Annotated in this window: 19 protein-coding genes, 2 tRNA genes and 1 other RNA gene; 13 read left to right on the top strand and 9 right to left on the bottom strand. The window is 44.4% G+C overall.

Translation table 11 applies throughout. The annotated features are described in order from the left end of the window. Window positions 1-122 precede the first annotated feature (122 nt). The 6 genes from AC5JPY_RS12265 (at window position 123) to AC5JPY_RS12240 (ending at window position 5994) form a co-directional block, all read left to right on the top strand. Window positions 123-1022: an ABC transporter permease gene (locus tag AC5JPY_RS12265; RefSeq protein ID WP_493852610.1), complete on the top strand. Its 900-nt coding sequence runs from the start codon at window positions 123-125 to the stop codon at window positions 1020-1022. Between the two features lie 64 nt (window positions 1023-1086). Beyond that, a complete protein-coding gene (locus tag AC5JPY_RS12260; protein ID WP_443524455.1) occupies window positions 1087-1881 on the top strand; it encodes an ABC transporter ATP-binding protein in 795 nt (264 codons plus the stop codon). A gap of 191 nt (window positions 1882-2072) precedes the next feature. Beyond that, window positions 2073-4403 carry an FdhF/YdeP family oxidoreductase gene (locus AC5JPY_RS12255; RefSeq protein ID WP_493852609.1) on the top strand — a complete coding sequence of 777 codons (2331 nt, stop codon included), beginning with the start codon at window positions 2073-2075 and terminating at the stop codon, window positions 4401-4403. 90 nt (window positions 4404-4493) lie between these two features. Beyond that, window positions 4494-5459: a formate dehydrogenase accessory sulfurtransferase FdhD gene (gene fdhD, locus AC5JPY_RS12250; RefSeq protein WP_493852741.1), complete on the top strand. Its 966-nt coding sequence runs from the start codon at window positions 4494-4496 to the stop codon at window positions 5457-5459. Window positions 5460-5709: 250 nt separating this feature from the next. Beyond that, a tRNA-Cys gene (locus AC5JPY_RS12245) sits at window positions 5710-5783 on the top strand. Between the two features lie 124 nt (window positions 5784-5907). Continuing rightward, a tRNA-Leu gene (locus AC5JPY_RS12240) sits at window positions 5908-5994 on the top strand. Window positions 5995-6272: 278 nt separating this feature from the next. Here AC5JPY_RS12240 and AC5JPY_RS12235 read toward each other — a convergent pair. The 6 genes from AC5JPY_RS12235 to AC5JPY_RS12210 form a co-directional block, all read right to left on the bottom strand. Continuing rightward, window positions 6273-7901 carry a long-chain fatty acid--CoA ligase gene (locus AC5JPY_RS12235; RefSeq protein WP_493852608.1) on the bottom strand — a complete coding sequence of 543 codons (1629 nt, stop codon included), beginning with the start codon at window positions 7899-7901 and terminating at the stop codon, window positions 6273-6275. Between the two features lie 444 nt (window positions 7902-8345). Continuing rightward, on the bottom strand, window positions 8346-8432 hold the full coding sequence (locus AC5JPY_RS12230) for a YdcA family protein (protein ID WP_493852740.1): 87 nt from the start codon (window positions 8430-8432) through the stop codon (window positions 8346-8348). 179 nt (window positions 8433-8611) lie between these two features. Continuing rightward, a complete protein-coding gene (locus AC5JPY_RS12225) occupies window positions 8612-8857 on the bottom strand; it encodes a hypothetical protein (RefSeq protein ID WP_443524460.1) in 246 nt (81 codons plus the stop codon). 248 nt (window positions 8858-9105) lie between these two features. Then, window positions 9106-9357: a hypothetical protein gene (locus tag AC5JPY_RS12220; protein ID WP_493852607.1), complete on the bottom strand. Its 252-nt coding sequence runs from the start codon at window positions 9355-9357 to the stop codon at window positions 9106-9108. 376 nt (window positions 9358-9733) lie between these two features. Next, window positions 9734-10092, bottom strand: a transfer-messenger RNA (tmRNA) gene (gene ssrA, locus AC5JPY_RS12215). A gap of 85 nt (window positions 10093-10177) precedes the next feature. Then, complete coding sequence (locus AC5JPY_RS12210; RefSeq protein ID WP_493852606.1) at window positions 10178-10849, bottom strand: alpha/beta hydrolase; 672 nt, start codon at window positions 10847-10849, stop codon at window positions 10178-10180. A gap of 395 nt (window positions 10850-11244) precedes the next feature. Between AC5JPY_RS12210 and AC5JPY_RS12205 the strand changes: the two genes are divergently transcribed. The 4 genes from AC5JPY_RS12205 (at window position 11245) to AC5JPY_RS12190 (ending at window position 15724) form a co-directional block, all read left to right on the top strand. Then, entirely contained in the window at window positions 11245-12603 is a 1359-nt protein-coding gene (locus AC5JPY_RS12205; RefSeq protein WP_493852605.1) for a glycerophosphodiester phosphodiesterase family protein, read from the top strand. A gap of 233 nt (window positions 12604-12836) precedes the next feature. Then, window positions 12837-13613: a response regulator gene (locus tag AC5JPY_RS12200; RefSeq protein ID WP_493852604.1), complete on the top strand. Its 777-nt coding sequence runs from the start codon at window positions 12837-12839 to the stop codon at window positions 13611-13613. 16 nt (window positions 13614-13629) lie between these two features. Further along, the gene (gene creC / locus AC5JPY_RS12195) at window positions 13630-15393 is read left to right on the top strand and encodes a two-component system sensor histidine kinase CreC (RefSeq protein WP_493852603.1); all 1764 of its coding nucleotides are present in this window, start codon (window positions 13630-13632) and stop codon (window positions 15391-15393) included. Between the two features lie 130 nt (window positions 15394-15523). Further along, window positions 15524-15724, top strand: coding sequence for a hypothetical protein (locus AC5JPY_RS12190; protein ID WP_493852602.1), 201 nt, complete (start codon window positions 15524-15526; stop codon window positions 15722-15724). Between the two features lie 134 nt (window positions 15725-15858). Here the strand turns inward: AC5JPY_RS12190 and aroC are convergent, their stop codons facing one another. After that, entirely contained in the window at window positions 15859-16962 is a 1104-nt protein-coding gene (gene aroC, locus AC5JPY_RS12185) for a chorismate synthase (protein ID WP_493852601.1), read from the bottom strand. 105 nt (window positions 16963-17067) lie between these two features. After that, the gene (gene prmB, locus AC5JPY_RS12180; RefSeq protein WP_319050120.1) at window positions 17068-18240 is read right to left on the bottom strand and encodes a 50S ribosomal protein L3 N(5)-glutamine methyltransferase; all 1173 of its coding nucleotides are present in this window, start codon (window positions 18238-18240) and stop codon (window positions 17068-17070) included. Window positions 18241-18599: 359 nt separating this feature from the next. On the opposite strand from prmB, the gene AC5JPY_RS12175 reads away from it, so the two are divergent. Continuing rightward, the gene (locus AC5JPY_RS12175; protein ID WP_443524474.1) at window positions 18600-19958 is read left to right on the top strand and encodes a L,D-transpeptidase family protein; all 1359 of its coding nucleotides are present in this window, start codon (window positions 18600-18602) and stop codon (window positions 19956-19958) included. Between the two features lie 225 nt (window positions 19959-20183). On the opposite strand, the gene AC5JPY_RS12170 is transcribed toward AC5JPY_RS12175, so the two are convergent. After that, a complete protein-coding gene (locus AC5JPY_RS12170) occupies window positions 20184-20396 on the bottom strand; it encodes a hypothetical protein (protein ID WP_443524476.1) in 213 nt (70 codons plus the stop codon). Between the two features lie 279 nt (window positions 20397-20675). Here AC5JPY_RS12170 and AC5JPY_RS12165 point away from each other — a divergent pair, with 279 nt between their 5' ends. Together AC5JPY_RS12165 and alaS are read left to right on the top strand one after the other, a co-directional pair. Next, window positions 20676-22448 carry a TIGR00341 family protein gene (locus tag AC5JPY_RS12165; protein WP_493852600.1) on the top strand — a complete coding sequence of 591 codons (1773 nt, stop codon included), beginning with the start codon at window positions 20676-20678 and terminating at the stop codon, window positions 22446-22448. Window positions 22449-22653: 205 nt separating this feature from the next. Next, window positions 22654-25326 carry an alanine--tRNA ligase gene (gene alaS / locus AC5JPY_RS12160; protein ID WP_493852599.1) on the top strand — a complete coding sequence of 891 codons (2673 nt, stop codon included), beginning with the start codon at window positions 22654-22656 and terminating at the stop codon, window positions 25324-25326. Window positions 25327-25450: the final 124 nt, after the last annotated feature.

The following is a 25450-nucleotide window of genomic DNA, read 5'->3' as shown; positions in this document are numbered from 1 at the left end:
GCAGATTGCTTAATCTGTTAAATTCACCGCTTAGCTGTTTAGCATGTAGAGGTTTTGGCCATTGCCACTTACCTATCTTGATACCATACGCTAGACACTGGGTTATGACTTACTGATCTCTTATGTCTTTAATTGCTTTTTTTGGTGCGCTTGAAAGTGGTCTGATTTACGGCCTAGTCGCACTCGGTGTGCTGATTTCATTTCGTACGCTCGACTTTCCTGATTTGACCGCTGACGGTAGTTTTCCGTTAGGCGGCGCCGTCGCTGGTATCTCTATCGTCGCTGGTATCAACCCGTGGATCGCCTGTGCTTTTGGTATGTTAGCAGGGTCAGTCGCTGGTATCGTCACCGCATGGCTGCACGTCAAGCTCGGTATCCTGCAACTGCTCGCTAGTATCTTGGTGATGGTCGCTCTATATTCTGTCAACCTACGTATTATGGGTGCGCCAAACCTACCCTTACTTGGTGAAACGACAGTATTTAGTAGCTTAGTCACTGACGGTAATGGCTATTGGATGCGCTGTCTGATTATCGGTGTCGTCGTCGCGCTCGCGATGTTATTTTTAAACTGGTTTTATAGCACCGAAACCGGGCTATCGATGCGCGCTACTGGCTCAAACTTAAGAATGGCACAGGCGCAAGGTATCAATACCTCATGGATGACCATCATCGGTATGGCGATTTCTAACGGCTTGATTGCCTTAGCGGGTGCGCTATTTGTCCAGACCCAAGGCGGCGCTGATATCTCTATCGGTATCGGTACCATCGTCATCGGTCTAGCAGCGGTCATCATTGGTGAGACCATCATTCCTGCCAAGCGTATTTGGCTGATTACCTTTGCTGTTGTGGTCGGTGCGGTATTGTACAAGCTGTTCATTCAGGTAGCGCTATCAAGCGATACCTTACGTAGTATCGGTTTTGGTCCGCAGGATTTGAACTTGATTACTGCTCTACTCGTGGTATTGGCTTTAGTATTGCCAAAAGCAAAAACGAAGTTTTTATCACGCAGGGTTCGCGCCTAATGACAGTTAAAGCAAGTGCTCACAGCACTTGCAATGCTTGAAGAGACAATAAGGAATAACGATTATGATGCAAGCCACTGATTTACAGCTGACCTTTAATCCGGGCACACCTATCGAAAACCCTGCCCTACGTGGTATCAGTTTGAATATCGCTGATGGTGAGTTTGTTACCGTCATTGGTACCAATGGCGCAGGCAAATCGACTTTTTTGAATGCCGTCAGCGGTACAACGCGCGTCGATAGTGGCTCAATCTTGCTAAATGGCATTGATGTCACCAAAAAATCCGCCCATCAACGTGCACACTGGGTTGCTCGCGTTTTTCAGGATCCGATGGCAGGTACTTGTGAAGCGCTGACCATCGAAGAAAACATGGCATTGGCTTACAAGCGTGGCGGCAAGCGCGGTTTGAAGTTTGCACTTAACCAAGACAACCGTGACTTGTTCCGAGAAAAGTTATCAGTATTGAAATTAGGTCTAGAGAATCGTCTGACAGACCGTATGGGTTTACTTTCTGGTGGTCAACGTCAAGCCGTAAGTTTGCTTATGGCATCATTGCAGCCCTCTAAGATTTTATTGCTCGATGAGCATACTGCTGCCCTCGATCCAAAAACCGCCGCTTTCGTTTTAGAATTGACAGATAAAATCGTCACCGACAACAAACTCACCACCATGATGGTGACGCATTCTATGCAGCAAGCCTTGGCACATGGTACGCGTACCGTAATGCTGCACCAAGGGCAAGTGGTCTTGGATGTGTCTGGAGATATTCGTAAAGGCATGACCGTACACGATCTACTAGATATGTTTGAGCAAACACGCGGCGAAAAGGTTGAAGACGACAGCTTAATTTTAAGCTAAAACCTTTCAACTTATAAATCTTACGTAGCAGATATAACTGTTTTAGCAACTCCTAAAACCTTCAAGAGAATTGATTTTTCTTGAAGGTTTTTTGTTATCTATAGTTAATGATCATATGAAGTTTCTGTTGACCATTATATAGTTGTTGTCTATCAATGCTTCGCTATTGTCATCTATCTATGAGGTCTGTCATGCGCAAAATTCCTATTTATTCCCACCCTGCTGCTGGTTGGCCTGCGCTGATCTCATCGACTCAAAAACTGATGGACTATCAGACGTTTTTACGAGGTGGTCTTAGCGTGCTCAAAAGTAACCAACCTCAAGGCGGATTTGACTGTCCAGGCTGTGCATGGCCTGATCATAAGTCGCATAAAGCCATCGATGTTTGTGAAAACGGCATCAAGGTCATTGCTAGTGAGACCATGACTCACAAAGCAGATGCTGAGTTTTTTGCGAAGCATACCGTCACCGAGTTACAAGGATGGTCTGGCTACGAGCTTGAGCATAGTGGTCGTTTATCAGAGCCTGTCTATTATGATACCGCGCAAGATCGCTACGTCCCTATTCCTTGGGAAACGGCTTATAGCTTGATCGCTGAACAACTAGGACAGCTTGATTCACCCGATGAAGCCCTATTTTACACATCAGGGCGCGTGACCAACGAGCCAGCCTTTTTATATCAGTTATTTGTACGCTGTTTTGGTACCAATAATTTACCTGATTGCTCCAATATGTGTCATGAGCCCACATCGGTCATGCTCAGCAAACAGTTAGGTATTGGTAAAGCGACGGTCATGCTAGAAGACTTTGAGCAAGCCAAGCTTATTTTGATGTTTGGGCAAAACCCAGCAACAAACCATCCACGTATGCTGGAGATGCTTGCATACGCACATGAGCAAGGGTGCCGAATCATCTCAATCAATCCGATGCGTGAGCAAGGTTTAAATAAATTTAGAAATCCGCAAAAACCAACGCATATGGCAGCTGGTCAAAGTGCTGACATGGTTGATGATGTCATTCAGATTCAAATCGGCGGGGATGCCGCGCTATTGACGGGCATTGCCAAATGGCTGATTGAAAACGATAGAATCAACCATGACTTTATCACCACTCATACCTCAGGTTTTGAACCGCTAAAACAATGGCTAACAGCGCAAACTTGGGAAGATATCACGCTTGGATGCGGTATCACTCAAACAGATATTGTTAATCTCGCTAAGTTGGTTGCTGACAGCCCAGCGACGATTTGTACTTGGGGCATGGGCATCACCCAGCATGTGCAAGGCGATGACAATGTCGCAATGATTACCAATTTGCTGCTACTGATGGGTATGATCGGTATTGATGGTGCAGGCGCCTCTCCCGTTCGTGGTCACTCCAACGTACAGGGCGATCGCACCATGGGTATCCACGAGCGCCCTAGCAAGAGCCTACTGGACAATCTTGAACGTGTCTTTGAGCGCCCTATGCCGCAAGAGCATGGCTACGACGTCGTCACAGGTGCCAAAGCGCTTATCGCGGGTCAATTAAAAGTCTTTATGGGTATGGGCGGTAATTACGCGGTAGCAGCCCCTGATACGAGCGCTATAGAACAAGCATTAACCACTACTCAGCTCAATATATTTGTCGGCACTAAGCTTAATGAGACGATGTTATATCCAGGTGCAAATAATATAATTTTGCCGTGCCTAGGTCGTACTGAGCGCATTACGACGACAAAAGGTGAGCAGTTTGCCACGATCGAAGACTCAATGTGTCAGATCGTTCCCACTCAAGGCAAGCTAAAACCTGTGAGCGACACTTTAAAATCTGAAGCACAAATTGTGGCAGATATCGCGGTTCATGTGCTCGGCGCCGACTCCTCTATTCCTTGGCTTGCGATGAGCGAAGATTTTGACCTTATTCGCGACTATATCGCCCAAGCTATTAACGGTTTTGAAGATTTCAATCAGCGCATTCGCAACTCGGAACGCGGTTTTCATTTGTATCATGCGGCGCGTCACCGCGTATGGAATACTGAGAGCGGCAAAGCGCAGTTTGAAATACCGCAGTACCCCATTACGTATGTTGCAGCCCAAATGGAAGATGCGCAGGGCATTGATGACGAGAATACAACGCAGAACGTAACGCAAAAAGTTTGGCAATTGACCAGCGTCCGTAGTCATGACCAGTTCAATACCATGATATTCGGGTTCAAAGACCGCTATCGCCAAACCAATCGCCGCGATGTGCTATTTATGCATCCAGATGAGATAAGCCGCCTAGGCTGGCAAAAAGGTGACCATATTATGGTGACTCGCCAACGTGCTAAAGACCGTTCAGGACAACCACGCATACTAGGTCCACTGATATTAACGGAGATGGACATTGCCTCTAACGCCATTGCCGCTTACTATCCTGAATGTAATGACCTATTCGATTTAGACACACATGCGCCAGACTCTCATATTCCAGCGTACAAGTCGACGACCGTTATTTTGGAGCGCGTCAATGCAGGTGCTCGAATAGCTGAGCCTGCGTAAATGACTACGATAACTGAAGATAGCATTGAGCAAAATGAGTTGCCTAGCACTACTGCTATGATCAATGATACAGCTGAAACTAAAGTGGTTATGACTGGCGCATCTGAGGATAACGTAGTATCTGAGATGCTGCTTGCTCGTAACCACTTAGCGCATAAGCATTATTACTCATCAGATAATGACGGACTTAATAGTGAGGACCATACTGCTCAAGCTTATATCGAATCTCAGACCACCAGTTTGGCCATAGAAGCAGCGGTTTCAATTATCATTAATGGGATTCATTATGCGGTACTGATGGCTAGCCCTTATCAGCTAGAGTACCTGGCTGTTGGCTTCTTATTTAGTGAAGGATTGATCCAGCACAGTCACGAGTTACTCGACTGGGAAGTAACTCATCTTATGGATATTGATAGCTACCAAAAGTTTGCTCAGGCTTCAAGAGATGAGAATTTCGAACCATCATCATTGGAGCAAAGCTTACAACAATTTCAAGATTATGATATCTATGTCGTAGAGCTGGTCTTAAGCCAGCGTTGCCATCAACGCATTCAAGCTCAGAAACGTCAACTAGCAGGGCGTACAGGCTGCGGTATGTGCGGTATTACTGGCCTGACACAGGCGTTGCCCGACTTGAGCCATCACTCACGAGCAAACATACATAGTTCTAAGGCGACTGCACCAAGCCTTGACTATCTATTGGCATTACGTCAGCAAGTGGATGCCGCACAGCACACCCATCAATTAACGGGTGCTGTGCATGCTGCAGCAACAATATATAATCAGCAGTTATACTTGTTTGAGGATGTAGGGCGCCACAATGCGCTTGATAAATTAATCGGTTGGCAACTACGCCAAAAAGTAGCGGTGGATTGCGTACTCATGACCTCACGCCTATCGATTGAGCTGGTGCAGAAGTCTATTCGAAGTCGCATACCTTGGCTCGTCGGTATGTCTGCTCCTACCAGTACAGCCGTGCGTGTCGCTGAACGTTACGGTCTTGGATTAGCGGGATTTTTGCGTAATAACCGAGTCACTTACTACTCGCAGGTATGATTATCCATAGATACAAACGACGCCAAAAAAAATAAAAAGGCTAAAGGTAATGATAAAGAGATTGGTCATCAAATTGACATTTGATATTTAACACATCTTTATCCTTTTATTATCTAATCATAACTAAATGACTAGCGACTCAACCAGTTGAAAATAAAGGGTAAATATATATTAATCAAAAATAACCTTTGTTTGCATGAAAAATGACTTGTAATTTGGCATATTTTTGCTAATATAGTCCACCTTGATTGGCTGGATGGCAGAGTGGTCATGCAGCGGACTGCAACTCCGTTAACGCCGGTTCGATTCCGACTCCAGCCTCCAATTATTTATTAACTTTACGTTAATTTTGGCTTGCATTATTATCCCAACCGATTATAATAGCGACCACTTATCTAGTAACCAGATGGTCTATCAGCTGGTTTACATATTAGATAAAACAAGTTTTGCCCGGGTGGTGAAATTGGTAGACACAAGGGATTTAAAATCCCTCGCTAGCAATAGCGTGCCGGTTCAAGTCCGGCTCCGGGTACCATTACATAGTCCTATACTATCTTATAGAACAGCTAAAGCCCCTGATATCAGGGGCTTTGTTGTATCTGGCGTTCTATACTGTCCTGCTCTATCGAAGTTTATTCAAAAGCGCCGTCCATTAATTTTCCATGCGCCATTGCCATAGCAATTAAAGTTGCGGTACAAGTCAGAAAACATTTAAATATCCTAACCTGTACCACTACACTCAGCAAAACCTATGTCGTTATCATATTAGAGCCTTTTAAGATGATACTGATGCCATGGTCTAAGAACACGCCATCACATCTCTAGTAATGCATCACCATAGTCATCACGTAAATCTTTTTTCACCATTTTTCCAGCACCATTGAGCAAAATACTGTCTGTAAAGATAACTTTGTCAGGTATTTGCCAGCTAGCAATCTTGTCTTCATAAAAACTCAGTACTTGTGCCTCGTCGAGCTCTGCATTTTCTTCTTTAACTACAATTAATACTGGACGCTCACCCCATTTTTTGTGTTTTGCAGCAATTGCGGCTGCCATTTTTATCTGTGGATGTGCTACTGCAATATTCTCAAGTTCTACTGAAGATATCCACTCCCCGCCAGATTTGATTAAGTCTTTTGATCGATCACGAATATTCATATAACCATCAGAATCAATGGTGGCAATATCACCGGTATCAAACCAGCCATCTTCCGTAATGGCATCAGGGTTTTCTGTATAGTAGTCGTTGATAATCCAGTGACCTTTGATTTGTAGGCGACCTTGTGAGATACCATCTTCTTTCACTTTTTTAAGCGGCTCATCAGTATCTATGAGGCGTAACTGCACGCCATAAGGCGGACGACCTTGAGAGTTACGTAATTCATTAATCTCATCTTTACTCAAAGATTTATGCTTAGCTTTGATTTGGTTCATTGTTCCAAGCGGACTGGTCTCCGTCATACCCCAGCCATGTACCGCATCGCAGTTGAAATCCTCTCTAAAGGTTTTGATTACTGATGGTGGACAGGCAGCCCCGCCAACGATAGTACGTGTCATGCTGTCTAGCTTACTTCCTCTGGCTTTAGCTGCCGTTAATAAGCTTTGCCAAATTGTTGGGACACCCAAAGCGACGGTTACGTGATAATCGTCAATGAGGGAAACTAAGCTGTCGCCATCAAGATTGGGACCTGGAAGCATCAAGGAACAACCAGTCAACGCAGCGGCATAAGGTGTGCCCCACGCATTGACGTGGAACATAGGCACGACAGGCAGCAAGACATCTTGAGCAGATAGCGCTGAGACATCAGGCATACACAGTGCCATCGCATGAAGTACAGACGAGCGATGGGTATACAATATCCCTTTAGGGTTGCCTGTCGTACCTGAGGTGTAGCACAACGAGCTGGCAGTAGACTCATCGAACTGAGGCCACTCAAAGTCAGGAGAGTGATCTGCTAGTAATTCGTCAAAGAATAATACATTCGGTAGCTTTGCGACAACATCATCATCTCGATCACTTAGACAAATAAAGTGTTCAATACCTTTAATATCTTCTTTAATTGCCATAATTAATGGCAAAAAGGTGACATCAAAGAAAAGCACACGATCATCAGCATCATTGATAATGTAGCTTAGCTGCTCAGGGAATAAGCGTGGATTGATGGTATGACAAACCATCCCACTGCCTGAAATGGCGTACCACGCTTCTAGATGACGATGGTTATTCCACGCTAGTGTCGCAAGGCGCTCTGAAGACTTGAGTCCAAGGGCAGACAAGGCATTAGCCAGTCGTTTTGAGTTATCCGAAATACTCTGCCAATTGGTATGAGTCATCTGACCATCTACCTCTTTGGACAAAACCGCCGTATCGCCATGGTAGCGCGCGGCGTGTTCGATAAGACCGCTGATCAGCAATGGCTGATACATCATTTTTCCTAACATAGTACATTCCCTGTAGTTGTTTTAATGTCACCTTACTCTTATGAGTACATCTTCTGATGCTAAAATTAGGCCACAACTAAGAATAATCAGAATTATGGATGATGACAAGTGAATATTATGAGCTGATTAGATAACAAAAGCCTACTACCAAGCATCTAGTGCTAGATTATTAAAATCACGCCTTTTATTTATGACTTCTCTAACAGAGATTTATAAGCCCCCCTGCTGTTAACGCTTTCAACAAGTAATAGTAAAACAAAAAATCCGACCACCTTAAGTGATCGGATTTTTGATATTTAGTAGTCATGAGCAAAGACAGTAAACGAGTGCTCAACTTATAATGTCATCAAAATTAAGTATGGTGCGACATACTTTTGAGCCGGGCGCTATAGCTACTTTTTTAATTACAAAGGTAACAGACGATGCCGAAATGTGTTTGCGTTATTAGCCATTACATACTCTCTTCGACTGGCTAATTTTGCCATTCTTACACACGAACTTGCCACCTTCGCAATGAGACACACCGCCCATTTTACCAGAGCATGGCTTATTCTGAGCATTCGCCTGCATGGCGGGTGCCATGAGTAATAACGATACAATAAACGCTGACCACAATTTCATCATAACACCCTCAATAGTTGCGCAATATAATCGAAAATATATCACTACAAATGACTCTCATCAACAACTATCTGACTTATGTCTATTACTCAGAAACCAGCTTCATCTTGTGTCAGTTCACTTATCTCGATTGGCACAGCATAAAGCCACGTCCTATCAGCATTACAATAAAACTGCCCCTCTTCAAAATTTACAATACAAGCTGTAAAATCGTTATCCGCTTGGTCATCTAACGCATCTTCATCGCTTATGTCGCTCACTGCACACCATACTTCTTGGTGACCATTCTTAAGCATTGAACGGGTCAACTCGCTTCCTACAACTCCCCTATCCATAATGACGACTCCTACGATGAATATGATTGTTCAGTTAAACAATTGGGATAATAGGAGCAGCCACCTGAATATATCTTAGAGTTCCGATGTCCTAACTGTTTTATGCGTGCCATTGTTATTCTACATAAACATCATGACATACAATTAACCGCTAAAGAAGCAACTAAAGTAGTCCAAGCGCATCGTTGAATGACTATAAATCCTCATGCTCAGACCCACAAGGCCTAACTGTTTTAGACAATAACCGCTTATAGTCCTACTTCATCCTGAGTAAGCTCAACTTTTTTAATCGGTACAGCATAGCGCCATAAATTGCCTTGATCGCAGAAAAACTTATCTTGTTCAAAAGATACGATAGTGACCAATAATTCGTAATACTCATTATCGATAGTTGCCATCGCATGATCGTCATTAACATTGCTCACAGCACACCATACACCGGTATCGCTGCGTTCTAGGATCGCTTGTGTCAACCTACTTCCTTGTAGTTCGATAATCATCTCTAATCCTTAAAATATGACCCGTTGAGTCTCTACTTTACCTATAAATTCACTTTCTGCAATATATTTTTTAGACTCAGAAGTTTTGAATGGGCGTATTAGAGCGCAAACCTCATCACTTAAGATAGAGATTTCGTTGATTAAAATGGTACAACTGACATGATTTATTAGACCAGAAACTATGCGATTTGATGATAGGATAGCGTGGGAGGGTCAAACTATTTTTGTTGATATTGAGCAGGTTTATAATATTCGGTACTACTAGTAATACCAACATTCTATATAGATCATTATAGAACAAGATAGAAATTAAAACCTAAAAAACAGGCAAAATAAAGGGCTGATCGTCTATGACGGTCAGCCCTTTATCAATGTTTGGTGGAGATGGCGGGAGTTGAACCCGCGTCCGCCAGCATTACGCTCATGAATCTACATGTTTAGTTTCTGTCTTTAATTTTAGTCCGCACCGATCCGACAGTCAGGATGGATTGGACGATTCTCTACTTTTGAACCCAAGCGATTGAGACAATCCCTTGTGGCGAGCCTACATGCGGACGCTTCAACTTAGTTAACCAACTGTAGGTGATCAGCAACTAAGTAAGCAGGGTTTATGCTGCTAGAGCGTAAGTTTCGTCGTTTGCGACTATAACAATATATGTTTGATTAACGAGAGGACATACACTCTCGACATGCATCATTGAGTTTCATCACCAGCGTCGAAGCCAGAACATCCCCAATAAGGTCGCCTATTATATAGGAGATATCGGTTATGTTTCAACCTATAAGTAGCCTGCATTACATTACGTTACAGCTTAATAATTTACGCCAAAACAGTGTTTAACCACTGACCAATATTTTGAATCTGCGGCATACAAACTTGATGTGCCATCGGATACGTATTGTAAGACACATTATAGTCCTTTGCTGACAATAACTGCTTCGCTTGCTCACCTAGGATGACAGGCACGACTGGATCATGAGAACCATGCTCAATCAAAATGGGCATGTCTTTGTTCGCGGCACTATACTCAATATTATCATTGGTCGCTAAGTAGGTAGAGAGCGTCATCAAGCCAGCCAAACGTTCTGGATAGCCAAGTGCCACGTGATATGCCACTGCCCCGCCCTGCGAAAACCCTGCAATAACGATATGCTCTGGTAACACGCCGCGCTCTATCTCACGACTGATCAAATCTTGTATCTGCTGAGCAGACTCTTCAATCTGAGCCACATCTACTTTACGCTCCAGACTCATCTCTATGATGTCGTACCATGCTGGCATCACCATGCCGCCATTTACCGTGACTGGGCGTTTAGGTGCATGTGGGAAGATAAAACGTACTGCCATATCATCAGCCAAGCCAAGCTGCGGTACCACTGGCTCAAAATCATGACCGCTAGCACCTAAGCCATGCAGCCAAATCACTGCGCGATCTATCTTTTTTTGAGAGGGATTGTGCTCAACGACGACTGCGTCTAAATAGTTACTCATAGTTATCCTTAATAATGTAGTGAGATATGCCTTAAGCATTTCTATCTTTTTTGCCAAAATAATGTGTGTGTCATTATATGGTCAATATCATCTGTTAGTTTGAGAGTATGGTCAATAGTGCAGCATGAAACAGACCATAGCAAAAATGTGAACTCTAGAAAAAGACACATATGATCTTAAGACCGATAGGTTCAATACTATCAAGCTTAAATACTGTTAACTGTCTATTCTTTAGTACACTTGCCTACAATAGTGTCCGCATTAATGCTAAATTCTTACACGGTTAAGCTTTTACAAGAATACATTGACTTTAGTGCTTTTTAGCAAAACGTTATTTTTTTAATTCCTATCCATATAACCGATGGGATTTTTATAATTTTGCAGGAACATTTTACATGACAATTTCTAATAAATCAGCGCTTGAGCTGAGTAAGCAGACGCCGGCCAAGGTTAATAAGATTAATCTCGCCTTACCTTTAACGCTGATCAGCTCATTATTGATAGTAGGTTGCACTGCCGATAGCCGCTCAATGCTCACATCAAAAGCCCCTTCATCGACGACGCAACCGCAATCGTCTTCACCTATTGCATACACCTATGGCGTGCGTCCGTTTTATCTGATCAATGATATGGACGAGGGACCACTAAAAGAAGAGCTACAGGCCTGCAGAGGGCAACTGCCAAGTAAGACTGACTTCTCTATTGCCCATCGAGGTGCGCCATTACAACTGCCTGAACATACCTATGACAGCTACGTGGCGTCAGCGCAAATGGGTGCTGGCATCTTGGAATGTGATGTGGCGTTTACCAATGATGGGGAGCTTGTCTGTCGTCATGCCCAAAACGATTTGCACACCACTACTAATATTTTGACCACGCCGCTGGCCAAGCAATGTACCGTACCGCCCATCTTAGATGCTAAAGGCAAACTTACCAATGCCGGCAGTATCGAATGCCGCACCTCAGATATTAGCGGTGCTGAGTTTAAAACCTTGACAGGTAAAATGGATGCTGCCAATAAAGAAGCGACCAGCATTAGTGACTATATGAATGCAACCGCGCCTTGGCGAACGGATTTGTACTCACAAAACGGCAAGGTGATGACGTTAAAAGAGCATATTGCATTGGCACGCCAGCTGGGTATGAAGCACACACCTGAGCTAAAAGCGCCTGCAGTAGCTATGCCGTTTAATGGCTATCGTTTAGATGACTATCGCCAACAGCTGATAGACACTTATAAAGCTGCCAACGTACCTGCAAGCGATGTGTTTGCTCAGTCATTCAATATAGAAGATCTTGATTACTGGATCAAAAAAGAGCCAGCTTATGGCGCCAATGCCGTCTACCTCATTGATGACAGCAACGAGACCGCTGACGATAAAACGTTTGATAAAGATGACGCAACCACTTGGAAGCACTCATTGGCTGATATCAAAGCACGTGGCATCAACACCATTGCACCAGCACTTTGGCTATTAGTCACTACTGACGGTAAGGGAAATATGCAACCATCAGAATACGCAAAACAAGCCAAAGCTAATGGTCTTAAAATCATTACGTGGTCAATAGAGCGTTCAGGACCATTAACTGATGGTGGTGATTGGTACTATAGCGGTCTTGGTGATGCTATCAACAATGATGGTGATATGATGAATTATATTGACGTACTAGCACAAGACGTTGGTGTTCAGGGTATTTTTTCAGATTGGCCTGCTACAGTGAGTTACTATGCCAACTGCAAAGGTCTGAAATAGGTTTTCGCTTAATCTGTTAATAGACAATCACGCTTAATCTTTATTATCAAGGTCAGCTGGTTCATTGAGCTGACCTTTTTTATTGAATGCATTAAGGGAGTAACGTCATAAACGGTTTACTTAGCACCTCCCTTTTCCATTAACTTTTCACATCATTTGACTCATGGCAGCAATAGCAATATACGCTTTTGTGCTACGATAATTTAATAAGCTTATAAGACGATGTAGAGACTATGACCCATATTTTACTAGTAGAAGATGATCCTGCTATTGCCATGTCACTCAAAGTGACTTGCAAGCGTGAAGGCTGGGATATGACATGGTTAGATAATGCCAGTAGTGTGTTACCCATGCTGCATAGTGATGAGGCTCGCGACCTATCGGCGATTATTATGGATGTCGGTCTGCCAGATGGTGATGGTCTGAGTCTGTGCCAACAAATACGCCATGCAACTGATATCGATACGCTAAAAGATTTACCTATCGTTTTTTTGACTGCTCGTAGCGATGAGGTCGATCGTATTTTGGGGTTGGAGATGGGCGGTGATGACTATTGTGCCAAGCCCTTTAGTCCACGTGAACTAGTCGCACGCTTAAAAGCCATTTGGCGACGTGAGCAGTTACTGGTTCAGCAGTCTGAATCTTATACAACTAATGACAAAGTTGAAAACACGCCCGCAAGCAACCTAACTGGGCAGGCACTGACGTTCGAAAATCAATCTGGTGTTTGGCACTATCAGCCGCTTAATTACTCATTGAGATGGCAAGAACAAAAGCTTGAGCTCAGTAATACAGAACGCAAAATCTTACTGTCATTATTACAAGCACCGAACCAAGTGTTTAGTCGCGAACAACTGCTTAATGCAGTAAGTGACTATCCCGATCATCGCTTGGCGCGAACCATAGACAGTCATGTTAAGTCGATTCGTAAGCAGTTGGCGACCGTCGATGCGAGTATCGATGTGATTCACACACATCGCGGACTGGGTTACGCACTATGTCCTGCTTGATAATGGCTTTGAACCTATGAATCACAAAGCCGATAACCGTAGTGATAGTAATAGCAATAGTGACATCAATCGTGATCACAACATCGACGATGATCAAAGCAATTGGTATGCCAAGCTGCACCCTATTGGTACTGCGCAGCAAGTCCCTAAACGCAAACGACTGCTCAATCTGAGTATATTCTTTAGAATTTGGTTGGCGGTCGCTTTGGTACTCATTGTCTGCGGTGTGGTTGCCTTTACTCAGTTATTTGGCTACGTCAAGCCCACTGCACAGCAAGTCATTGAAGATACCCTACTAGATACCAGTAAATTACTTGCTGCTAGTCTACAGGTACCTCTATCTACAGGTCAGCTTTATGATGAAGCTTATCAGGCACAGCTTGATGCTGCGTTTGTTGATATGTCAACGACTGACGATAGTCTGGGCCCTGTCTACCAGACCAAAAACCATACCAGCTTTCGAGTATATGTGACAGACAGTAGTGGCAAGGTCATTTACGATTCGCTCCCCAAACCTGATAACAACGAAGGACAGAATTACGGACGCTGGAACGATGTCTATCTCACACTAAGAGGTCAGTACGGCGCAAGAAGTACGCTAAAAGATTACCAACGGCGTGATGGTTCAGTCATGTATGTGGCTCAGCCCATCAAAAATCCGTCTGGTGACATTATGGGCGTGGTCAGTGTCGGCAAGCCTGTCGCTAGCATATTGCCCTACTTAGACGATACGCGTAATCGCATGCTCATCACCGCGCTATTTATGAGCATCGCAGCCCTTATTCTGGCAGGACTAGTAGCATGGTGGCTTAAGCAAAGTATCACCTTAGTCACCCAATATACCAGCGCACTGGCAGAAGACACCAAAAAGCCCTACTTTTATCTCGGTCATGAACTAAACAGCCTGACAGACACCATCGAATCCATGAAACATCGCTTGGAGAATCGTGCTTACGTCACTGACTATGTGCATACGTTGACGCACGAGCTTAAAAGCCCGCTGACTGCGATACGCGCCAGTGGTGAGCTATTAGAGGATGATGGCATCGATGGAAATGCCCTTGATCATGATGATCGGCAGATGCTTATCGAAACGATAGGTGAACAAAGTATAAAAATGCAGCAGCTTATCGATCGACTGCTATTACTTGCTAAAGTGGAGCAGCCTACCTTTAAGCTCAATCGTCAGCCAACGTCCCTACTGCCATTATTGCAGAGCCTGATAAAAGACAATACAGCTAAACAGCAGCAGCAGAACCTTAAACCTATTGATATCTATATTGATAATGAGCAAGTGACCAACAACATAGACTTGCCAGCAGATATCTTAGCGTCTACTAGCGTGTTCGCTGATGAGTTTTGGTTGATACAAGTGCTACAGAACGTACTAGATAATGCCATTCATTTTGCTGACAGCATTGTTGAAGTTTCTTTGCATGGTACAGCGCGGACGGTAACTATCGACATATTTAATGATGGCAAGCTATTACCGGATTATGCTATCGCAAAAGCTTTCGAGCGTTATTTTAGCTTATCGCATCAGAGCCAACCCACTTACCAAACCGCTGAATCAAAACCGGCTACTAACGCTGGTAGTACGCTCAAAAAAGGTACAGGGCTTGGACTGACTTTGGTAAAACAAGTCATCGAACATCACGGTGGTCAAGTCACTATTAGCAACACCCATGCCGACAAGAGTAAACCTAGTGCTAGTAAACTCAGCACCCATCAAAAGCAACGTTCTGGCGTTATCGTTAGCATCACCCTGCCATTGGCTTAAAAATAAACATATACGGCAGTTCATCAATTTTCCATCATGACTGCATATGATTTCTATCTCTTCACTTTACGATAGCGCTATAGGCTGTTGAACAGCCAAATTCGTAAAGCAAATTAGGAAAAGATATCAAATGGCAAAATTACTCACTGACAGCCTTACTATTAGAAATTTAGTAGGTCATAGCCGTTATCATTGTATAGAGATATTATCAAACCAAGGGCTGAGTAGCATTGATTTTGGGCACTGGTTAGCAATTCCCAGTCAGCGATTATTACTGGTCTTTCGGCATCAGCAATATGTGGCTATTGATGCGTATCAATTGGCAGCCTAATACCTTAACAGTTCAACACGCTGAATGTATTTAAACATAATCGATATTATAACGAGCCACAAAAAAGCCCTTTATCGCCTCTAGTAATTGAATACTAAAAACGATGAAGGGCTGATTACTCTACGACGGAAATACTAGGTGATTGATTGCACTGGTGGTTTCACGTCCGCGTTTTGACCGCGGTGACGCAGATAGTGATCGAGCACTACAATTGCTAGCATCGCCTCTGCGATGGGCGTCGCACGTACACCAACGCATGGGTCATGGCGACCTTTAGTCAGCATATCGACTGCCTCGCCTTGCGTATTGATACTCTTACCAGCCGTGGTAATACTAGACGTTGGTTTTAGCGCAATACTCACACGGATATCTTGCCCTGATGAGATACCGCCCAAGATACCACCTGCATGATTGGCCGCAAACCCATCTGGCGTCAGCTCATCACGAGCACTATGTCCGAATTGACCTGCCACGTCCATACCATCACCAATCTCAACCCCTTTGACCGCATTAATACTCATCATCGCATGCGCGATATCGGCATCTAAACGATCGAACACTGGTTCGCCCAAACCTACGGGTACACCGCTTGCAATGACTTCAAGACGGGCACCGCAACTGGTCCCTTCGCGGCGCAGACTATCAATGAGAGTCTCAAAACGGCCAATCGCTTCTTTATCAGCACAAAAGAACGGATTGCTATTTACGAACGCCCAATCGATTTGGCTGGGCTCTAGGACATTACTGTGCTCACTACCGATTTGGGTCACGTGACCACGAATTTGTACGCCCAGACGTTCTTGCAAGTATTTCTTTGCAATAGCACCCGCTGCCACACGCATGGCAGTCTCACGAGCAGATGAACGACCACCGCCACGATAATCACGGAAGCCATATTTCATGCTATAAGTATAATCAGCATGCCCAGGGCGGAAGGTATCTTTGATGTCGCTATAATCTTTTGATTTTTGATTGGTGTTACGAATCAATAGACCGATAGACGTCCCCGTGGTTTTGCCTTCGAAAACACCAGAGATGATTTCGACTTCATCAGACTCGCGACGCTGGGTTGAGTACTTAGACGATCCTGGCTTGCGGCGATCCAAGTCTACTTGCAAATCTTCTGCAGATAACGCCAAACCTGGTGGCACACCGTCAACAATCGCCATAAGGCCTGCGCCATGCGACTCACCGCAAGTGGTAACCGTAAAAACCTGCCCAATACTATTGCCTGCCATAACTATCCTTAAACAAGTAAACGTTACTGATGACTATTTGATTCATCTTTTATGATTAGTGCTTATAATTATCGATTACAGATATCTATGCAACCCAATGCTTGGCTATTGAATACTGTCCAATAGCTGAACAAAAGAGGCAAACAGTTGACGATGTGATACCAGCTCATCATAAGTGATGGCAAACACCCCATGTCCGCCATGTGCAAACTTCAACCAATCGAACTGAATTTCAGGATAAGCTTGTTTTAATGCCCATTCGCTATCACCCACTTCACAGATCAGCAATCCTTCTGGGCTCAGATAATCTGGCGCTTCAAACAAGATACGATGCACCAAGTCCAAACCATCTTGACCCGCGGCTAGCGCATGCTCAGGCTCATACAAAAACTCAGGGGGCAAATCTGCCATGATAGCGGCATCGACGTATGGCGGATTGGTGACGATAAGCTCATACTGGTTCTCAGCAGGTATCTTAGCAAACAGATCTGATTCAATCACATTGACTTGATGTCCAAGGTCATGATGATCGACATTGACCATGGCCACTTCTAACGCGCCCTTGTCGATATCGACCGCATCAACCAACGCGTCGACGAAACGGGTCGCAAGCGCAATCGCAATACAAGCAGAACCAGTGCACAGATCCAAGATACGCTCAGGCTGTGACAACTGCTTCACGTCTAAACCATGGTCATAAAACACCGCTGACTGCTCATTTGGACTAACGCCTAGAGGCTTGGCAAGTTCAGTCACATCAAAGTATGGATGGAACTGCTGGCGAATCAACTCTGCGATTGGCGAGCGAGGGATAAGGACACGCTCATCCACATAAAAAGGCAAATCACAGAAATAAGATAAGTTAATCAGATAACTCAATGGCTTACGTTCAGCGATACGCTCTTCTAATAATCCAAGTACTGCCTGCTTCTCTGACGTGGTCAAACGGCAGTCTAAAATTTGCTCATTGGCTGACCAGTCTAACGATAGCGAATGCAATACGATGGCTGAGGCTTCTGCAAACTCATCTGTAGTGCCTTGCGCGACAACCACATCATAGTTACGCAACTGCGTGACCGAAAAACGAATAAAGTCGCGGATACTTACCAGTTGCTCACGCGCTTCATTCAGCTCTGCTTGTAGGTTAGCAAATTCATCGTGCTCACCAAGAAGTCCAGTCTCTAAATCATACTCCATCTCGCCGTCTAAGCCCTCAGACTCATCGTTAAAGTATTGGTTTTGAAACTCTTCTGCACTCATTGTTTGGTCTTCTGACATATCGCACCTTATGGATTAACTACATAGCGGATTAAATTGCTTTTTGCTAAAAACTGCTTTTTGCTAAAAGTCGGTTTATTAACCAAAAATTTAATCCTACATTATAGACGTAAACACCTAATAGCGCCAATCAGTGTCACTATTACTGCAACAAAAAACAGGGGCAGTATCAGATCATTTGCGTAAGAATCGCGCACCATGCCATACATATATTCGTTAAATTATTACCCAACTGTAGCGAATACGTCAGCAGCTGACGTTTGGCAACCGTTAAATACAAAAACATGTGTCAAAAGTTTGCGATGGCGACAAATTATGCGCATAATAGCCGCATTAGTAGCAACCACAAGTGATTCAACATGATGAAAATAAAGCCTATTATTACTGCTATATCTATTGCCACCATAAGTGCTAGCGTTGCCGCGCTAGCTGCGCCTGCTGATGCTACTCGCACATTGCCAGTACGCACATCAGATACGATGCCGAGCCTTGCCCAAAAGGTGAGCTTGGATGTACAAGAAAATCGTAGCAGCTCGTTAGACAGTCGCTTGCCAGCTGATCGTATGACTCAGCTTATTGATTCAAAGAGTGAGTCAAAGGCTGCCGACAACATGAGCGCGGCAGAATTGACACGTAAAGATGAGCAAGCTGACCGTGATGATGATATAACTGAAGGCCAAGCTGTTGCTGCTCCTAGCGATTTGTCATCTATCAATTCATCTGATCCACTTGCTTTTGAGCTGCCAGAGAGTGAGAAACGTCAAGACTTCAGTGATGATCCAACCATCAAAAGCATTGAAGACAAAGATGGTAAACGACACACCACACTAAACTTATCAAACTATGCTAAGCAAGTGAATAGTGCTGTCTGGTCACCAAACATGAACGTCAACTCAGCAATGACCATCAAAATACAAGCACTACTTGATTGGAACCATGCGTCTCCTGGTCCTATCGATGGCGGTTGGGGCATGAACAGCAAAAAAGCCTTGGTCAACTTTCAAGCGATGAGAGGCCTGCCAAAGACAGGTAAAATGGACCAAAAAACGTGGGATGCCTTAGTAAAAAATATTCCTGCAACCAAACCTGTATTGGTCACTTATACCCTGACTGAAGACGATCTTAATACCAATTTTGCAACCACGCCTTCTGGTTCAGAAGCCAAGTCAAAAATGAAAGGTTTGTATTATCAAGACATCAAAGAGATGCTAGGTGAACGTTTCCATATGGACGTACGCTACCTTGATAAATTGAATAAGAATAAAGAGTACAAAGTTGGTGAGACGATCACCGTACTGAACAATCGTGGCAAGCTCAACCAACGTATCAACCGTATCGTTGCCAACAAAGCAGATAAGACACTTTATGCATATAACGGTGATAAACTGGTTGCTACCTACCCAACGACCGTCGGTAGTGACGCCACACCGTCACCAAAAGGGTCATTTAAGATCATCAATAAAGTAAAAATGCCTTGGTATAAATCAACTGTCGGTGAAGGCGCTCAAAAGAAAGTCCATATGATAGCACCAGGACCGAACAATCCAGTGGGTGTGGTATGGATGGGCTTATCTAAGCCCTCTTATGGGTTACATGGTTCACCAGTACCTGAAGGTATCAGTCGCCAAGGATCAGCAGGTTGTGTTCGTTTGACCAACTGGGATGTGTTAGAGGTTTATGCCAATGTTGAAAATGGCGCGGTTGTCGAACTTCAGTAAGTCTGACTGACTATCCCAATCCATCATAAAAATCATGACAAAAAAGACCTCCATCGTGAGGTCTTTTTGATACCTACTTGTTTTTTTCTGCTTATTTATAACATCACTTTCCATATAGTCGCCTTATATATAGCGACCTTTTATAGAATCACTTTGTTGTAAAGCTGCCTTAGAATCAAAGCGTTTTAGCACAGCTTCTCACTTACAAAACGTAGGTCTTATTAACTACGCCTCGTAGCCCTCCTCATCACCCGTAATGTTGCCAATTTTTTTGGCAAAGAACATCGTTACAGGAATAGAAGCCAAAGCCCCCACCGCGACCGCTATTTGCATATGAGCAATCTCATCGAACCCCATAATGAGCGTACCAATGATGACAACGCCTGTGGTGACCGTGCCTGCTATGATGTAAATGACAGCAAATAATGACCAATTCATGATTTAATCCTTACTTTTTTTGTGGGTATAATCTATTTATACTTTAATTCCACAATTTTAGTAAGTATTTAATCTGAACGCTTATATCACCTATATCAGATGACTTTTATTCAAAACCATGTTAGCTTTAAGGTTTTAGATGAATGCTAATAAACTGCTCTTTTATCACACGCTTACCTATCTATACTCTCCTTTGCCTAATCGCAAAAAACCCCTATACCTTTGTCCGTTTATCATTACAATAGTGACTTTCTTCATTCGTTGAGAAAGTTATCTGTTATGACCTCATCTAAAAAAAACGTATCTACTGACTCAGCTCAGCAGAATAAAACTTCAGCCAATGCTGATCCTAAAAACGATCAAGATGCTTTGACTGATTCAGTAGCGGATACGGCGATAAGTGACACTGAAATGACCAACATGACTCAAGAAGCACTAGAAAATGAAGATCTAGCCTGTGCTGAAAACCCTGAAGCCAATGTTAAGATAGAGTCAATCAGTGAAGATGTAGTGGTAGCCACGCTGGAGACAACTGAACCTATGTCCCAGTCCAACTCTGAGCAGCCTAACCCTAATAAGCCCAATTCTGAGCAGTCCAATCCTAAACAGCAGAACCCTGAAGACTCATCTGAATCCAAATCAGATTTCTTTCAGTCAGATGCGACTGATACATCAGAGATGAGCGCTCAAGACAAAAAAAATGCTGACATAACGGAATCAACAGACGACGACCTAACTGTCGATGCTCAACACGCACCCGTAGACAGCTCTGATGAGCAAGCAGACAGTCAAGCGAAAACGAATAATACATTGAAAGATAAAAGTGTACATGAGCACGATAGTTTGCAAAGCGATGATCAATACAATGATCAAAGTAACGATCAGAACGAGGAAAAAGACAACAGCCCCAATGTAGATGAACATAAAGAACACGAAAGCGATGAAGAAGAGGTTCAGGAAGAAAAAGAAGCCAAGCTCGAGTCTTATAAGCAGTTTGTCGCTGAGCAGTTCAATAACAAAAAAGTAGATTATCCAGAGGTGCGGGTTAGGATTGAAGCCAATGCACTGCCCAGCAGAATGTACTTCATTATGAATATCCTCTCTGCCATCATCGCAAGCTATGGTCTAGTAACCAACTCAGCAGCGGTCGTGATTGGCGCGATGCTGGTGGCGATGATGCTAGGTCCCATCACTGGCGTCGCGTTAGCGATCATCGACTACCGTATGCCCCTACTACGTAAGTCACTAGTCACCGTGTTTTTAGGTGTGTCATTGGTATTAGTCGTCGGCTTTATCGTCGGCTGGCTACACAAAGATCAACCCTTGACCGCTGAAATACTATCGCGTACCCAGCCCACCTCTATGGATCTTATGATTGCATTGGCAGGTGGTACGGCTGGTGCCTATGCGATGGTGTCTCCGCATTTATCAGTCGCGGTAGTCGGCGTTGCAGTAGCCACTGCGTTGGTGCCACCGCTTGCTGCTAGTGGTATTTTATTTGCTAACGGTGAGCTACAGCTTGGATTTGGTGCGCTTTTATTGGCAGTAACCAACATCATTGCTATTCAGTTTACTAATGCACTTGTGTTATGGGTTTTGGGTTTTCGCCGCTTGGTCGACAACGACTATAAATCAAACAACTATCTGACTTTTTTGCAGCGTAACGCGGTGACTTTGTTATTACTGGGTGGTTTGGGTACCTATTTGACCATCAACCTACAGACCAATGCCAAGCAGCAGGTGTTTGAAAGTAGTGTAAAAGAAGCCATCAACAGCTACTTTATCGATCAAGGCAACGTGCTGACCAATACTCAATTTGACACATCAGATGAGAATCAAGTCGTACGTGCAGTCGTACGCGGTGAGACGACACCAACCTCAACCGATGTCCGTAAAATCGAGGCAGTCATTACCCAAGATATGGTAGACAATTTTCCTGAGTATCTACCCATCAAGTTGCAATTACGCTATCTGCCCGTGCAAGTGATTGAGTCTGACCCCGTGATAAAAGATAAACTAGATGAAACTGATGCTGCTATTTTGACCAACTAGCTTGTCCATTGGACTGACCTGGTTGCACGACTGGCTTGTTTAAACCGCCAATCTTGATGCGCTACCAATCAAGCAGCGGTAAGCATGCGCATAATAACCTAGCAGTTATAACTCTTGTACCAAGAGCTTAGGCGTTTGTGCTAAAATCGCTTGCAAAATTATTTTATGTTATTTACTCAATTCTATCCGTCAGTAAGGAGCCGCTGTGAGCCAGCCATTTCGCTCAGCCGATATTCGCCAAGCCTTTATCGATTTTTTCATAAGCAAGCAGCACACCCAAGTTTCATCGTCTAGCTTGATTCCTCATAATGATCCGACATTACTATTTACCAATGCCGGTATGAATCAGTTCAAAGAAACCTTTTTGGGTATGGAACCACGTGACTACACCCGTGCTGTAACTTCTCAAAAGTGCGTCCGTGCTGGCGGCAAGCATAACGATCTAGATAATGTCGGCTACACTGCCCGCCATCATACATTCTTTGAAATGCTAGGCAACTTCTCGTTTGGCGATTACTTCAAACAAGCAGGTATCGAGTATATCTGGGAGTTTTTGACGTCAAAAGAGTGGCTCGCGATTGATAAAGATCGTCTGTATGTCACTATTTATGAAACTGATGATGAAGCGTTTGAGATTTGGAATAAAAACATCGGTATTCCAAGCGATCGCATCATTCGTATTGGCGATAACAAAGGTGCGCCTTACGCTTCTGATAATTTTTGGACCATGGGTGATACTGGTCCTTGTGGTCCTTGTACCGAAGTCTTTTATGACCACGGCGCCGATATCGAAGGCGGCTTGCCAGGTACTCCTGAAGAAGATGGCGACCGCTTTATTGAGATTTGGAACTGTGTCTTCATGCAGTTTAATCGTCAAAAAGACGGCACTCTATTACCGCTACCTGCCCCGAGTGTCGATACCGGCATGGGACTTGAGCGTATTAGTGCCATCATGCAAGGCGTCCATGGCAACTATGAGATCGACCTATTTGTCCATTTGATGGATGCGGCGGCTGAAATCCTAGAGATTGATAATGAGCAACAGTCATCATTAAAAGTCATTGCAGACCATATTCGTGCCGTAGCGTTTTTGATTGCTGATGGCGTTACGCCAAGCAATGAAGGTCGTGGCTATGTCCTACGCCGCGTCATTCGCCGTGCCGTACGTCATGGCAACAAACTTGGTGCAGATAGTGAGTTTTTCTACAAGATGGTTGCGCCGCTCGTCGCAGAAATGGGCAACGCCTATCCAGATTTAAAAGAAAAACAAACTGCCATTGAAAGTGCCATTCAAAAAGAAGAAGCACAGTTTGCCAAAACATTAGCCCAAGGTTTGCGTTTGCTTGCCAGCGAACTTGAAGGCTTACAAGATGGCGATACCCTATCTGGCGAAGCTGCCTTTAAGCTTTACGATACTTACGGCTTCCCGCTTGATTTGACTGCCGATATCACTCGTGAGCGCGGTATTGTCATTGATGAAGCAGAATTCGATGAGCATATGCAAGCGCAGCGTGAGCGTGCCCGTGATGCTGGCAAATTCGACGTTGATTACAGCAGCGTCATCCAAGTAGAAACGCCAACGACATTTATCGGCTATGAGCAGCTTGAAGAAGAAGGTGTCACTGTTGATGCCCTTTACCAGGATGGTAACCCAGCAGACAGCTTAACAGAAGGCATGGAAGGCGTTGTCGTACTTGATCGCACCCCATTCTATGCAGAAGGCGGCGGTCAAGTTGGTGAGCTTGGTGAAATTCGTACCGAATCAGGCGTTTTTGAAGTGCAAGACACCAAAAAGTCTGGGCAGGCGATTATTCATTATGGTGTCGTGACTATGGGTGAGATTAGCCCTAAGCAGACGGCTGACGCTCATGTACTCTCAAGCATCCGTGCCGCTAGTGCAAAAAACCATTCTGCTACTCACCTATTACATGCAGCGCTAAGAGAAGTATTAGGTGATGCGGTTACGCAAAAAGGCTCATTGGTCTCAAGCGAAGTACTACGTTTTGACTTTGCTTATGATAAGCCTGTCAGTGCCGCTGAAATCACGCGAATCGAACGCCTCGTCAATGAACAAATCCAAGCCAACACCCCTGCCCGCATCGAGCACATGTCGATTGATGAGGCCATGAACCAAGGCGCTATGGCACTGTTTGGCGAAAAATACGGTAGTGACGTTCGAGTCCTAACCATGGGTACAGACAGTATCGTAGACGGTCAGCGAAAGCCTTTCTCTATTGAGCTATGCGGCGGCTTACATGTGCAGCGTACTGGCGATATCGGCGTGCTAAAGATCACCAGTGAATCAGGTATCGCAGCTGGTATTCGCCGTATCGAAGCAGTTACTGGCATGAACGCTGTCAAAAACATGCAGCAAAGCGAGCAGCAACTGGGTGAATTGGCAAGTCAGCTCAAAGTAAAACGTCCTGAAGTGGCGCAGCGTGTCCGCACCATGGCAGATAAGCAGCGCGATCTTGAAAAACAACTAGAGCGTCTGCAGCAAAAGATGGCCAGTGCTCAAGCAGCTAACTTACTTGATGATGTGCAGACTATCGCAGGTACACCAGTTCTTATCAGCACCCTAAGCGGCATCGATGGTAAATCTATCCGTACGCTGATGGACGATATCAAATCAAAACTGCCTGATAGCGTGATTGTACTCGTCGGTGATAAAGACGAGCAGTTGGCGCTCGCAGCGAGCGTAGCGAAGTCTGTCACTGCTAAGATAAAAGCTGGTGATATCATTCGTCATTTGGCGAGTGAGCTTGGTGGTAAGGGCGGTGGTAAGCCTGACTACGCCCAAGGCGGCGCGCCGAAGTCTGGCAACACCAACGCGGTCGTTAGCGCTCTACCTGCTTGGATTGAAACCCAGCTAAGCTAAGCTAAGCTAAGCTAAGCTAAGCTAAGCTAGTGAATATTAGACCAGCGAGTATATTGGTATAGCGCGTCATAATATACCTTATATTTATCGCATAGCTTTACTCGACTACGCACCAAATACGCGA

The sequence above is a fragment of the Psychrobacter sp. H27 genome (assembly GCF_059072655.1).
The sequence above is the reverse complement of the archived record's forward strand: the minus strand, read 5'-3'. Positions and strand labels throughout refer to the sequence as shown.